Below are 14,057 nucleotides of genomic sequence, written 5' to 3'. Positions count from 1 at the left end.
CGGTTACCAGCCCGACGAGGTGTAGACGACCGCGCCTGCCGACTCCTCGCCCCAGGCCAGTTCACGGAGCAGTGCGGCCGTGCCCTCCTCGGGGTCGATGAGCCTGACCCCGCGCCGGGCGTACTCGCGCCCGAGTTCGGGGGTCACCATGCCGGTGTGGCCGCCGGTCGGCGCCCACGGCCCCCAGTGCACGGTCAGGGCCCGCTGCCCGGTACGGGACGCCCAGGCGGCGCCGAGGCTCTGGAGGGCGTCGTTGGCGGCGGCGTAGTCGACCTGGCCCCGGTTGCCGAGGACGGCGGAGATGCTGCCGAACAGGACTGCGAAGGCAGGCCTGTTCGGGAGTTGCTCCAGTGCCGCGAGGAGTGTTTCGGCGCCGGTGGTCTTCGTCCCGTAGACGCGCTGGAAGGACTCGGCTGTCTTCTCGGCGATGAGCCGGTCCTCGATGACCCCGGCCGCGTAGACGACCCCGTCGAGGCGGCCGTGTTCGGCGTGGATCTCCTTTACGGCCTGGAGTGCCGCGTCCTGTTCCCTGAAGTCGACGGAGTGGTAGCGGGCCGGGCTGCCGAGGGCCCCCAGTTCGTTGAGGGTGGCAGTGATCTCCCGCTGAGCGAGCAGGAGTTCGGTCTCACGGCTGATCTCGGCGGGGGTCAGTCCGCCCCGGGCCGCGAGGGCCGCCCGCAGTTCGGTCCGGGTGCCGGCGGCTGCCGTGGCCGCGTCCTCCGGGCCCTCCGGTGCGGGTGTGCGGCCGAGCAGTTCGATCCGGCAGCGGGAGGCGGACGCCAGCGCGGCGGCGAACTTCGCGGTGATGCCCCGCGCCCCGCCGACCAGCAACACCACACTGTCCCGGTCCAGTCCGAGGGCTGCGGCCTCTGCGGCACCGTCCCCGGCCGGTCCCGCACCGGTGGTGCCGAGCGCGCCCAGCGGGGTTTCGACCAGCTCAAGTCCGTGGCGCCCAACGGCAGTTCGCAGGACGACCGGGGTGCGGTCGGAGGCGAGCAGCTCGCCGAGCAGCGCGTCGGCGACAGCGGCGGCACCTGTGTCATCGCCGGTGAGGTCGATGATCCGCGCGTCCGTCTCCGGGTACTCCCGGGCGACCGTCCGGAAGAGCCCGTGCAGGCCGGCCGACCTCAACTCGGCCTCGTCCGGGCCGCCTTCCTTGGCCACCCGTACGGCGAACAGCCAGCGTGGGCCGAGCCCGAGGGCCGCCTTGAACACGGGGAACGCGTCGGGCAGCACCGGCGGCCGGGACGAGGCCAGCGGGTCGAGGTACAGCACCCCGTCAACCGGCCCGTCCGCCTCGCTCAGCAGATGTTCGGGCCCGAGGACCACCGCGTCGGCGCCATGCCCGGCGAGCCGCGCCACGACCTCCTGGGCCACCGCAGCGCCGTCGTCGTCACCGAGAAGCGCGAACCGCTTTCCGGCCAGTACGGCGGCAGGGTCGACTGCCCCGGTCCCAGTCCCGGTCCCGTCCCCGGTTCCGCGCCCGTGCCCGTCCTGCTGCTCCAACAGCACTGGCCGCAACTGGAAGCGCTTCGGCGCCTCACCGATGACCTCCGTGGACACCTCGGCCGCCTCGGGCCGGAGGGACTGCGGTGCCGCTCCTTGTTCCACTGCGTGCTCCTCGGCTTCGCCCGGGCCGGTGAGCCGCACCGTGAGCCATGCCGTCACCGAGGCCGCCGTACGCGCCTTGGCGAGATCTTCCAACTCGGCATCACCGAGCACGGTGAGGTCACTGGCGCCCCCGACACCGAGCCGTTGCGCCAACTCACCAGCGATCTCAGCCCGCTTGATCGAGTCGATACTCAGATCGGCCTCCAGATCAAGATCCGGCTCGATCATGTCCACCGGATACCCGGTCCGCTCACTGATGATCTCCAGCACCACCCCCAGCACATCCGCCTCCGTGAACCCCACGGCAGCGGGGACGAGGACGGGAGCAGACGCGGGCTGGGACATGGCCGTGGTGAGCCGCGCCGCGAGCCACGCCGTCACCGAGGCCGCCGTACGCGCCTTGGCCAGTTCCTCCAACTCGGCATCACCGAGCACGGTGAGATCACCGCCACCCCCAACACCGAGCCGTTGCGCCAACTCACCAGCGATCTCAGCCCGCTTGATCGAGTCGATACTCAGATCGGCCTCCAGATCAAGATCCGGCTCGATCATGTCCACCGGATACCCGGTCCGCTCACTGATGATCTCCAGCACCACCCCCAGCACATCCGCCTCCGTGAACCCCACTGCAGCGGGGACGAGGACGGGAGCAGGCTCGGGCACGGCATAGAGCGCGGGCGGATAGGTGGGCGGCACGGCCACCCCCTGCTGATCCTGGGCCTGTTCCATCCGCAGGGGCTCCGGTGCCGACGGCCCGGGTATCCACTGTCCCGGTGCCGCGCCGAAGTACGTGAGGAGTACGTCCCGTTGGGCGGCGACCATCTCGCGGCTGGCGCGCAGGAACTCGGAGATCAGCGCGTCCCTGCCACCGGCCGGGGTGCCGTCCTGGTGATTCGCGGTCACTGTCGTCGTCTCCACTACGCGTCGGGCCGGTGCGAGCGCACCGGGGAGGAGGTCGCCGGCGGCGGTGCGGACCAGATGGCCGTCGACCGTCCAGCCGGGCCGCTTCGGTGCCTTGGTCCGGGTCGCGTCGACGGCGTCGCGCCCGTGGAACAGCCATCCGGTGCGCACCGGCAGTCCCGCGACGGCCAGTTGGGCCAGCGCGTCGAGCCAGCCGCGCAGTCCGCTGTCGGGCCGCGGTTCGCAGGCGACCGTGCGGTGGGGGCGGTCGCCGAGGATCTGGCCGACCAGCCGGGTCAGTACGGAACCGGGCCCGGCCTCGACGAAGATCCGGGCGCCCGCCTCGTACATGGCCTCGATCTGGGCGACGAATCCGACCGGGGCACCGATCTGGGCGGCGAGTTCGGCACGCACCGCGTCGGCGTCGGCGCCGTACGGGGCGGCTGTCCGGTTGGACCACACCGTGAACTCGGGTGCGCGTACCGGCTGTTGGGCCAGTGCCGTCGCGAACAGCTCCCCGGCGCCGGCGACCAGTGGGCTGTGGAAGGCGCAGGCGACAGGGATGCGCTTCGCGCCGAGCCCGGCCGCGCGCAGCAGCCGTACGGCCTCGTCGACCGCTTCCGTCGGGCCCGAAATCACCGTCTGCTCGGGCGAGTTGCGGTTGGCGACGACGACCGAGGCGGGTGCGTCGGCGGCGAGCAGGGCGGCCGTGACGTCCTCGGCGCCGGCTGACACCGCAGCCATGGTGCCCGGGTCGTCGCCGTTGGCCTCGCCTGCGGCCGAGAGGATCGCGGTCGCACGCTCGGCGCTCAGCGCGAGGAGTGCCTCCGGGTCGAGGGCACCGGCCGCGCTCAGGGCGACGAGTTCGCCGTAGCTGTGTCCGGCGGCCATGTCCGGGCGTACGCCTGCCGTGGTGAGGAGGGCGTGCGCGGCGAGGCCGGCGATCCCCAGGGCCGGTTGGGCGACGCGGGTGTCGGTGAGCGCGGTGTGCTGGCGGTCTCGGGTGGTGTCGTCGAAGGCGGTGGGCGGGTAGAGGAGGTCGGCGTGGTCGCTGCCGAGTTCCAGGTAGTACTGGAGTTCGGGGAGGGCGACGAACACGTCGGCGAGCATCCCGGTCCGCTGGCTGCCCTGCCCGGGGAAGAGGAAGGCGACCTGGCCCGAGGTCTCCTGCCGGCTCTGCCGGCCCTGTTGGTTCTGTTGGTTCTGTTGGTTCTGCTGGTTCTGCTGGTTCTGCGCCAGGTGGACGCCGGCTCGCGGGTCGTGCTCCCCCGCCAGTGCCCGCCGCAACTGCCCGACGAGCCCTGCCGTGTCCGTCGCCACGACCGCAACCTGCACGGGTTCGTGGCGGGCGTCGGAGCGGCGTGAGGCGGCGAGGGCGAGATCACGCAGCCGCCAGGAGGACTGCTCGTCCTGTGCCGCCTTCAGCACGTCCTCGATGGCCCGCCGGGCCCCGGCCGGATCGGCTGCCCGGAACGTGAACAGTTCGGCGGGCCAGGCGTCGAGCCCGTGCGCGGGCGGGGCGGAGTCGGCGTAGGCCTCCAGCACCACATGGAAGTTGGTGCCGCCGAAGCCGAACGCGCTGAGCCCCGCGAGTCGTTCGCGCGCCGGAGCCGCCCAGGGCCGCGCCTGCCCGTGGAACACGAACGGGCTGCTGCCGGCCTCCCAGGCGGAGTTGGGCTTGCTGACATGCAGGGTGGGCGGTTTGACGCCGGTGTGCAGGGCGAGCACGGTCTTGATGAGGCCGGCGAGTCCGGCGGCGCACTTGGTGTGCCCGATCTGTGACTTGACCGAACCGAGCGCGACGGCACCCGACTTGGCTCCCGCCTCGCTGAACACCTCGCTCAGGATGGCGAGTTCGGTACGGTCGCCGACCACGGTCCCGGTGCCGTGCGCCTCGACGAGACCGACCTGGGCGGGCGACACCCCGGCGTTGCGGTACGCCCGCTGCAGCGCGGCCCGCTGGCCCTCGGGCCGGGGAGCCGTCAGCCCGAGGGAACGCCCGTCGCTGGAACTGCCGACGCCCTTGATGACCCCGTAGATCCGGTCGCCGTCGCGCTCGGCGTCCGCCAGCCGCTTCAGCACGACACACGCGACGCCCTCCCCCAGCGCGATCCCGTCCGCCGAACTGTCGAAGGCACGGGACCGCCCGGTCGGGGACAGGGCGTGCACGGAGGAGAAGAGCACATAGTCGTTGATGCCGTTGTGCAGATCGGCGCCGCCGCACAGCACGACGTCGCTGGTCCCGCCCACCAGTTCCTTGCAGGCGACGTCGACGGCGGCCAGGGACGAGGCACACGCGGCGTCGACCGTGAAGTTGGCACCGCCGAGGTCGAGCCGGTTGGCGATCCGGCCGGAGATGACGTTGGAGAGCATCCCGGGGAAGGAGTCCTCGGTGAGCCTGGGCAGCTGATCCGCGAGCCCGTCCGGCACCTTGCCGTAGTACGAGGGCAGTACGGCGCGCAGCGTGCCCGCGTTGGACAGGTCACTGCCCGCCTCCGCGCCGAACACGACCGAGGTGCGCGAGCGGTCGAACTCCCGCCCCCGGTCCCCGTATCCGGCATGCGCCAGGGCCCGCCGGGCGGCTTCCAGCGCCAGCAGCTGGACGGGCTCGATGCTGCCGAGCGAGGTGGGCGGAATGCCGTACGACAGCGGGTCGAAGGGGATGCGGGGCAGGAAGCCGCCCCACTTGGACGGTGTGACGCCGCCGTCCCCGGCCTCCGCCGAATAGTGCACGGCGGGGTCCCAGCGGTCGGCCGGTACCTCCCCCACCGCGTCGTGACCGCCGAGGACGTTCGCCCAGAAGGCGGCGAGGTCGGGGGCGTCCGGAAACATGCAGGCCATGCCCACGACGGCGACGTCCAGAGGCGCGGGCGCCGGGACCTCTTCGGGCGGGTGCACGCCGAGCCGCTCCCGCAGCTCCGCCGCACGGCCGGTGAGGAAGTCGGCGGCGCCGCCTGCCACGGAGTGGTGCAGGGCGTCGATGGTCGTGGTCGCCGAGCGCAGCACGGCTACCTCCCCGGCCATGAACATGCCCTCGGCGAGCTGCCGTTGCTCGTCGACGGCCGCCAACTCGCCCTCGGTGTCCCGCTCGATGCCTTTGCTGGCGATCCGCAGCCGCCCGACGTTGAGCCGCTCCAGCCGCTCCCAGATCTGCCGATCCGGCACCCCGCTCGTCCTCAACTCCGCTTCGAACTCGCGGTAGTTGTCGCTGAACGGGCTGGGTACGCACCGGGTGGCATGACCGGGCGCCGTCTCCAGCAGCGCGGTACTGGTCGCGTCGACGACCTGTCGCTGGAAGAGCGGCTGGACCGCTCCGCAGGCCACGGCCTCCTCGGTGAACAGATAGGCGGTGCCCATGAGAACGCCTACGGATGCGCCGCGCGCGGTCAGCGGAGCGGCGAGGGCGGCGACCATCGCGGCCGACCGCTCGTCGTGGACACCACCCGCGAAGAACACCTCGATCCGCTCGGCGTCACTGTCCTTGGCCCCGGCCAAGTAGTCGTCGATGACGGCGAGTTGTGCCTCCCAGAGCGGAAAGCTGCCGCGCGGTCCTACATGCCCGCCGCACTCGGACCCCTCGAACACGAACCGGCGTGCCCCGGCCTCCAGGAACTGCTTCAGCAGCCCCGGTGAGGGCACATGCAGGAAGGTGCTGATCCCGGCCCGCTCCAACGCCTCGGCCTGGGCCGGACGGCCGCCCGCGATGATGGCATGCGTCGGCCGCAGCTCCCGTACGGCTTCGAGCTGGGCGTTTCGCAGCTCCTCGGGCGCGAATCCGAGCACGCCGACACCCCAGGGCCGGTCGCCTCCGACGGCTTCCCGGGTCTCGGCCAGCATGGTCCGGGTCTGCTCGCCACTGGCGAGGGCCAGCGCGACGAACGGCAGCGCACCACCCCCGGCGACGGCCGCGGCGAACCGTGCCTGGTCGCTGACGCGGGTCATCGGCCCCTGAGCGACGGGGAGTCGGGTGCCGAGGGCCCGGCTCATCGGCGACCCGGCGCGCAACGCACGTGCGGGCCCGAGGTCTCCTACGGCATCCCGTACGTCGCCTCGTACGCCATCCTGGACGACATCGCGCACCGCGTCCGTGAGGGCGCGGACCGTGCGGGTGGTGTCGCCCCAGCGGTCGGCGAAGCGGGCGGCGAGAAAGCCGTCCTGGCCGACCGGGAGGAGCTGGGTGCGCGGGTCCTGGGCGCCGAGCATCGCCGCGACCGCCGCCGGATCGCCGGCCGGGACGGACGGGGCGTCGGGGCCGCGCCGGTGCAGTACGCGGTGACCGGACACGACGACGGTCTCCGAGCCGTCCATCGAGCGCAGCGCGGCAGCCGTCGCCTCCGGCAGCGAGGACTCGGCGAGCAGAGCGAGCTGGCTGTCGAGCACGACGCCCGCAGCTCCCCCGGCGACGGCGGCGGCGGCCGTACGGGGGCCGATGCCGCCGCGGGCCCAGACGGGGAGGTCGATGCCTGGTTCGGCGAGGAGCCGTTGCAGCAGGACGAAGGTACTGAGGTCACCGATCCGGCCGCCGCCGTCGCTGCCCCGGGCGATCAGCCCGTGCGCACCGGAGCGGACGGCCGCGAGGGCCTCCGCCAGGTCGGTGACCTCGACGAGGACACGATGGCGGGCGGCGACCTCGGCGACCGACCAGAACGCGCCGGAGTCATCGACGACATCGGTCACGTGGGAGATATCGGAGGCGAGGATCACGGTGTCGGGGCCGCCGTCGCCGGCCAGGTCGGCGGGGGTGAGTCGGCAGTGGGGGCCGATCCGTACGCCGTAGCGGAAGTCGGGGGTGGAGGGGGTGGAGAGCTCGGCGAGGCGGCGTATTCGCGCCAGCGCGTCTCTGGCTCTCCGGTCGCCGAGGCCGAGGTCGAGTACCCCTAGGCCGCCTGCCCGGCTGACCGCGGCGGCGAGCCTGGCGTCGGGCTCGCCGAACGGGGTGACTCCAATGATCATGTCAACGGCGCGCACGGCAGACGTCATGATTCTCCGAAATATTCGGTGAAACTGCACGGTGGGGGTTTTGTGGCGCGGAGGCACTTGACTTCAGGGGGAAACGCTTCAGGGGGAATCCAACGGGAAGCTAGCGCCGACATTACTCACGAGTCAACATGGCGTGGAACATTCCGTATGCGGCCGATTCCATTCGGCCACCGCTGTCCAGCCACCACAAGTCCCGAAAAACCGTCCAATTTTAATCAGTATCGACATCACCGCAGACCCAGCGGCACACCGTAACCATGAGTGAGCTGTCAGAAACCCGGTTGAATTCACTTCCGGATCACGCCTCGGAAACACGGTGGGCAGGCTAAGGAAACCTTGTAAATTCTTCATGTCGGCATCCCGGCGGCCGAATCCGGCCATGCTTGAGAGAGCCCTTCGGCACGGCCTAAGGCCACTGCCGGGCGACACTGACAGACCATCTAATTCCACCGCCCCTTCCCGAACAAGGGGCAGGACACGACAGAACGAGCCGACCTCCCCGGCGGAAACCCGGGGAGGTCGGCTCGCCGCGAGGGCGGGGTGGTCGCTGTCAGCCCTTCGCCTCGGACACGTGGGACACCTCGGGAGCGAGGGCCTCCGGAGCCGCCTCGGCCGCCGAAGTCGCCTCCACCGGGCGGACCGGGATGAGGAAGGCGACGACCGCCGCCGCGAGGCCGACACCGCAGCCGAGCATCATGGCGGCCCGGAATCCGGCCTCGGAGGGCAGCGCGAAGCCACCGAAGTCGGTGGTCATCTGGGCCAGGACGACGCCGATGACGGCGGCCGAGACCGAGCTGCCGATCGCACGCATCAGGGTGTTGAAGCTGTTGGCGGAGGCGGTCTCGGACTGCGGGACCGCACTCATGATGAGCGCCGGCATGGCGCCGTAGGCGAAGCCGACACCCGTGCTGCAGACGATGGTGACCGCGAGCAGACCCCAGGCGGAGCCGGAGCCGACGAGCGGCAGGGAGATCCCGTACCCGACGGCGACGATCAGGCTGCCGACGGAGAGCGTGATCCTGGGGCCGGACTTGGCGGAGAGCATGGCGCCGAGCGGCGACATGAGCATCATCATCAGGCCGGCCGGAGCCATCCACAGCCCCATGGCCAGCATGGACTCGCCGAGCCCGTAGCCGGTCTCCTTGGGCAGCTGCAGCAGCTGGGGGATGACCAGGGACTGCGCGTACATCGCGAACCCGACGAGGATCGAGGCCGCGTTGGTCATCAGCACCTGCGGACGGGCGGTCACACGCAGGTCCACCAGCGGCTCGGCGTTGCGCAGCTCCCACCGGCCCCAGGCCAGCAGCACGATCACGGCGACGGCGAACAGCCCGAGGGTGGTGCCGCTGCCCCAGCCCCAGTCGGCGCCCTTCGACACCGCGAGGAGAAGGCAGATCAGCGCGATGCCGAGCCCGATCGCGCCGAGTACGTCGAAGCGCCCGGAGGCCGTGTTCTCGCGCCCGTCGGGCACGAAGACCGAGATCAGCGTGGCGACGGCGAGGGCCAGCGCGGCCACGACCCAGAACAGCACCCGCCAGCTGGCGTTCTCGGCGATCGCCGCGGAGAACGGCAGCCCGAGCGCGCCGCCGACCCCCATGGACGCGCTCATGACCGCGATGGACGAGCCGAGCTTCTCCGCCGGTACGACGTCACGCAGCAGGCTGATGCCCAGGGGTACGACGCCCATGCCCATGCCCTGCAGTCCGCGCCCGGCGATCATCGGGATCACGGAGGACGACAGCGCGCAGAGGACGGAGCCCAGGACGAGCGGCACGAGCGAGACGAGCAGCATGCGCTTCTTGCCGTACATGTCGCCGAGCCGCCCGGCGACCGGGGTCACGACGGACGCGGCCAGCAGGGTGGCGGTGATCACCCAGGAGGCGTTCGAGGCGGAGGTGTCGAACAGGCTCGGCAGCTCCCCGATCAGCGGGACCACGAGGGTCTGCGTGATCGCGGCCACGATGCCGGCGAAGGCGAGGATGCCGACGACTCTGCCGGGACCCGGCCCGGCGTCGGGCTTGGAACTGTCCACTGGGTTGCTCCCTCGCAAGCGATGTGCATGATGCACGAGATGTGCAGCATACACATAGCCGATCAACGCACTAACTTGGGAGCGGGTCCACCGAAGGGAAGACCCGCCCAGGAGCCGAAGGAAGCAGCCGCGTGGACAAGCCGACGAACGACCGCGTCGACAACGACAGCGACATCAACATCGACAACGACGTGGACAAACCCCTTGATCTGATCGAGTTCGAGACGATGCTCCTCGGTCGGCACATGCACCTGCGCTCACCGAGAGCGGGGGGCGCGCCAGAACGGCTCGACCGCAGTGCGTACACCCTCCTCTGCCGTATCCAGGTGGAGGGGCCGATGTCGATCGGCCAGCTCAGCGCCGCGTTCAGCCTCGACGCGTCCACGCTCAACCGGCAGACCGCAGCGATGGTCCGGGCCGGAGTCGTCGAACGCATCCCCGACCCCGAAGGCGGCATGGCGCGCAAGTTCGCGATGACGGAGAAGGGCGAGCACCGGCTGGCCGCCGACCGCGCGGCGAACCTGGAGGGCCTGGCCAAGGTGATGGCTGACTGGACGGCCGGGGAGGTCGCGGACTTCGCCGCCCAACTGAGCCGCCTCAACCGTGATGTGGAGCGACTGGACGGGCGTCCGTGGCCGCGCGACCGAGCAGCCGACGGGCCGGACAGCACCGACATCGCCCGCAGGCAGTGAACGTACGTTGACGATTGAAGCCTGAACCATCCCGGCATGAACTGCCCCTGACACGGGCAGAGTCGAGGTGCGCCGACCGTCCCGCGCCGCACTCCGGGAGGCAGCATCGTCATGCACCCCGAGCCGGATGTCCGCCAGCACCCCACCGTCGCCCGCCGGGTCGTCGTCACCGGTCTGGGCGCCATCACCCCGCTCGGCGTCGGAGTACCCGATCTCTGGCGAGGTCTCCTCGAAGGCCGTTGCGGAATAAGGGAGTTGACCGGCGAGGAGTTCACCGGCCTGCCCGTCCGCGTGGCGGGCACGGTCCCCGTGGACCCGGCCGGCCTGCTCCCCCGCGCCCAGGCACGCCGGATGAACCGGTCCGCGCAGTTCGGCGTACTGGCGGCGCGGGAGGCCTGGCTGGACGCGGGCTTCGACGGTTCGGGCACGGAGGCGAGCGGTCTGTCCCCCGAGCGCGTCGGGGTGTCGGTGGGCGCGATCCTCGGCGACGCGTCAGTCCTCGTCGGCGGCGACCGCAGGCTGCGCGAGAAGGGGCCCCGGGCGGTCTCGCCGCTCACCACCCCCATGACGGTGCCGTCGCAGGCGGCTTCCCAGATCTCGCTGGCCCTGCGCATCACGGGCGAGGCCCGCACGGTGACCAGCGCCTGCGCGTCGGGCACGGAGGCGATCGGCCAGGCAATCGACCGCATACGGTACGGCCACGTCGACGTCGCCCTCGCGGGAGGCGCCGAGGCTGTCGTCACCCCGGCGATCATGGCGTCGTTCGCCGCCATGCGCGCCCTGTCGACGCGCCCCGCCGGTGACCTGCCGTCCCGCCCCTTCGCCAGGGACCGGGACGGTTTCGTCAACGGCGAGGGCGCGGGTTTCCTGGTCCTGGAGTCCGAGGAGCACGCCCGGGCGAGGGGCGCCCGCGTCTACTGCGAGGCGGCCGGCTGGGGCCTGTCGGCCGATGCCCACCACATGGCGGCGCCCGACCCGTCCGGCACCGGAGTGGCGCTGGCCCTCCGCCGCGCCCTGCGCGACGCCGGAGGCCGCCCCGCCGACGTGGTCCACGTCAACGCCCACGCCACGGCCACGATCGACGGCGACCTGGCGGAGGCGAACGCCCTGCGGGCTGTACTGGGCGCCACCCCGGCCCCCGTCACGGCCCTGAAGGGCCACCTCGGCCACCTCCAGGGTGCCGCGGGCGGGGTGGAGGCGGTGGCGACGGTCCTGACCCTGCACCACGGCACGATCCCGCCGACGATCGGCTGCGCGGAGGGGGAACAGGACGAGGCGATCGCCCTGGACGTGGTGAGGGGCGACCCGCGCCCGCTGCCGGGCCACGGCGATCTGGCCCTCAGCAACTCGTTCGGGTTCGGCGGGCACAACGCGGTACTGGCGTTGCGGCGCGAGCGCTTCGCTGGATAGGCGGTTCGTTGGCTGCGGGCCAGTGGGGGCTTGTCGCGCAGTTCCCCGCGCCCCTATCGGGGCGCTGTCACGCCGAACGTTTGCGGGTGGCCGTCTTCTTGGCAGCCGCCTTCTTGGCCGGGGTCTTCTTGGCGGTGCTGGTCGACTTGTTGCCGGTGGTGGTCTTCTTCGCTGTGGAGGTCGACTTCTTCCCGGGCTCGGCCTTGGGGGTGGCCTTGGCAGGTGTACGACGTCCCCGCAGGGGTTGGACCTCGCCCTCCGCCGCCTTCTCCTGCTCGCCCCGCGACTCCTTCGCCTCCCGCACGCTCTTCTCCAGCGCGGCCATCAGGTCCAGCACCCTGCCGCCACCGCTCGGCGCCGGGGCGTGCGGCGCCTCCTCGCCGGCGGCCTTCGCGGCGATGAGTTCCTCGACGGCTTCGCGGTAGTCGTCGTGCAGGTCGGCGAGGTCGACCTCGCCGAGGGTGGCCATGAGGGCGTCGGCGAGATCGAGCTCCTGGTCCCGCACGGTGACGCCCGTATCCGGTGCGACCCCGTCCGTGGCCCGGATCTCGTCGGGCCAGAGCAGCCCGTGCATGGCGATGACGTCGTCGACGACCCGCAGCATGCCGAGCCGCTCCCGCCCCCGGAGCGCGAACTTGGCGATGGCGACCTTCTGGCTGCGCTTCAGGGCCTCGCGCAGCAGGATGTAGGGCTTGGCGGCCGGGACCCCGTTCGCGGACAGGTAATAGGCGGTGTCCATCTGAAGCGGATCAATACGATCACCGGGCACGAAGGCGACGATCTCGATGGTCCTGGCGGTGGGCAGGGGCAGCGACGCCAGATCGTCGTCGGTGATCGGAATCATCGACCCGTCGGCACCCTCGTACGCCTTGCCGATCTCGTCCCCCCGGACCTCCCGGTCCTCCATCTCGCACACCTTGCGATACCGGATGCGCCCGCCGTCCTCGACGTGGATCTGCCGGAAGGAGATCGAGTGGCTCTCGGTGGCGTTGACGAGCTTGATCGGGATGCTGACCAGCCCGAAGGAGATGGCGCCGTTCCAGATGGATCGCACGAGGGAACCTTCCTCCGGTCCTCCAGGGACGCTTTGCCCCGCTTTCATGGGATTCTCATCGTATGACGCCGATCACGGAGGTGGAGGGGCGAAGGGTGGTCCTCTCCAACCTGGAGAAGGTGATCCACCCGGCGACGGGCTTCACCAAGGGCGAGCTGCTCCACTACTACGCCACCACGGCGGACGTCCTCCTCCCCCACCTCCACGACCGCCCGGTCTCCTTCCTCCGCTACCCGGACGGCCCCGACGGCCAGGTCTTCTTCACCAAGAACGTGCCGCCGGGTACGCCCGACTGGGTCACGACGGCGGAGGTCCCTCGCTCGGAGGGCCCGGCACACATGGTCCTGATCCAGGACCTGCCCTCGCTGATGTGGGCGGCGAACCTGGTCACGGAGTTCCACACCCCGCAGTGGCTGATCGACGCCCCCGGCGAGGCCGACCGACTGGTCCTCGACCTTGACCCCGGCCATCCGGCGACGATCGTGGAGTGCTGCGAGGTGGCACTGTGGCTAAGGGACCGACTGGCAGCGGATGGGCTGGAGACCTACGCGAAGACGTCCGGCTCGAAGGGCCTGCACCTGCTGGCGACACCGGCGGCCCGGACCACGTCCGGCGAGATCACCGCGTACGCGAAGGCTCTGGCGGTCGAGGCGGAACACACCCTCCCCCACCTGGTCGTCCACCGCATGACCCGCAGCCTGCGCCCCGGAAAGGTCTTCGTCGACTACAGCCAGAACGCGGCCCGGAAGACGACGGCAACGCCGTACACGCTGAGGGCCCGCGCCGAGCCGACGGCGTCGACCCCGGTGACGTGGGAGGAGGTGGCGGGGTGCACCAGCCCGGCCCAACTCGCCTTCAGGGCAGGGGACATCGCGCCCCGCCTGGACTCGTACGGGGACCTGCTGTCCCCGCTCCTGCCACCGCCGCCGTGAGCGCGTGGGGGACATGGCTCGGCATCCGTCCGGCACTACCGCGTGGTGAAGGCGCCTCCGTTGACGTGGATGGTCTGGCCGGTGATGTGGCGGGCCCCGGTGAAGCGAGGAAGTAGGCCGTCTGCGCGATGTCGTCGACTGTTCCCGGGCGCTTGTTGTGCGCCTCCTCCGCGAGCGCGCGATGGCGTTCTTCGGTCAGTCCGCCTTGGAAGAAGTTCGTGTCGGCGACGAAGCCCGCAGAGATCACGTTGCAGGTGATGCCCTCGGGCGCGAGTCCGGCGGACAGCGAGGCGTTCCAGGCGGCCAGGGCCGTTTTGGCCGCGCCGTAGGAGCCGCCTCGGCACTCGGCACCGACCGAGCCGATGCTGATGACGCAGCCGCCGCCGGTGAGTTTGTCCTGGAGCGCGACGGTGGTCAGTACCGCGGTGAGCAAGTTCTGGGCCAAG

At 71.3% G+C, this 14,057-nt stretch carries 7 protein-coding genes; 3 read left to right on the top strand and 4 right to left on the bottom strand.

Annotation, left to right across the window (positions count from 1 at the left end; all coding sequences use genetic code 11):
- Window positions 1-3 precede the first annotated feature (3 nt).
- Complete coding sequence (locus G3I71_RS41000; protein WP_164323284.1) at window positions 4-7,491, bottom strand: type I polyketide synthase; 7,488 nt, start codon at window positions 7,489-7,491, stop codon at window positions 4-6.
- Window positions 7,492-8,041: 550 nt separating this feature from the next.
- Complete coding sequence (locus G3I71_RS40995) at window positions 8,042-9,523, bottom strand: MFS transporter (RefSeq protein WP_164323282.1); 1,482 nt, start codon at window positions 9,521-9,523, stop codon at window positions 8,042-8,044.
- Window positions 9,524-9,714: 191 nt separating this feature from the next.
- Between G3I71_RS40995 and G3I71_RS40990 the strand changes: the two genes are divergently transcribed.
- Window positions 9,715-10,215: a MarR family transcriptional regulator gene (locus G3I71_RS40990; protein ID WP_164323305.1), complete on the top strand. Its 501-nt coding sequence runs from the start codon at window positions 9,715-9,717 to the stop codon at window positions 10,213-10,215.
- Window positions 10,216-10,326: 111 nt separating this feature from the next.
- Window positions 10,327-11,625: a beta-ketoacyl synthase gene (locus tag G3I71_RS40985; protein WP_164323280.1), complete on the top strand. Its 1,299-nt coding sequence runs from the start codon at window positions 10,327-10,329 to the stop codon at window positions 11,623-11,625.
- Between the two features lie 67 nt (window positions 11,626-11,692).
- Here the strand turns inward: G3I71_RS40985 and G3I71_RS40980 are convergent, their stop codons facing one another.
- Window positions 11,693-12,727, bottom strand: coding sequence for a Ku protein (locus tag G3I71_RS40980; protein WP_164323278.1), 1,035 nt, complete (start codon window positions 12,725-12,727; stop codon window positions 11,693-11,695).
- A 14-nt stretch (window positions 12,728-12,741) separates the two neighbouring features.
- On the opposite strand from G3I71_RS40980, the gene ligD reads away from it, so the two are divergent.
- Window positions 12,742-13,611, top strand: coding sequence for a non-homologous end-joining DNA ligase (ligD, locus tag G3I71_RS40975; RefSeq protein WP_164323276.1), 870 nt, complete (start codon window positions 12,742-12,744; stop codon window positions 13,609-13,611).
- Here ligD and G3I71_RS40970 read toward each other — a convergent pair.
- Window positions 13,535-14,056, bottom strand: coding sequence for an SDR family oxidoreductase (locus tag G3I71_RS40970; RefSeq protein ID WP_164323250.1), 522 nt, complete (start codon window positions 14,054-14,056; stop codon window positions 13,535-13,537). The two genes, ligD and G3I71_RS40970, sit on opposite strands and share 77 nt — an antisense overlap.
- Window position 14,057: the final 1 nt, after the last annotated feature.

It is taken from the genome of Streptomyces sp. SID12501, assembly GCF_010550245.1.
Lineage (GTDB): Bacteria > Actinomycetota > Actinomycetes > Streptomycetales > Streptomycetaceae > Streptomyces.
Note: the sequence above shows the minus strand (reverse complement) of the source record. Positions and strands in the feature narration are given on the sequence as shown.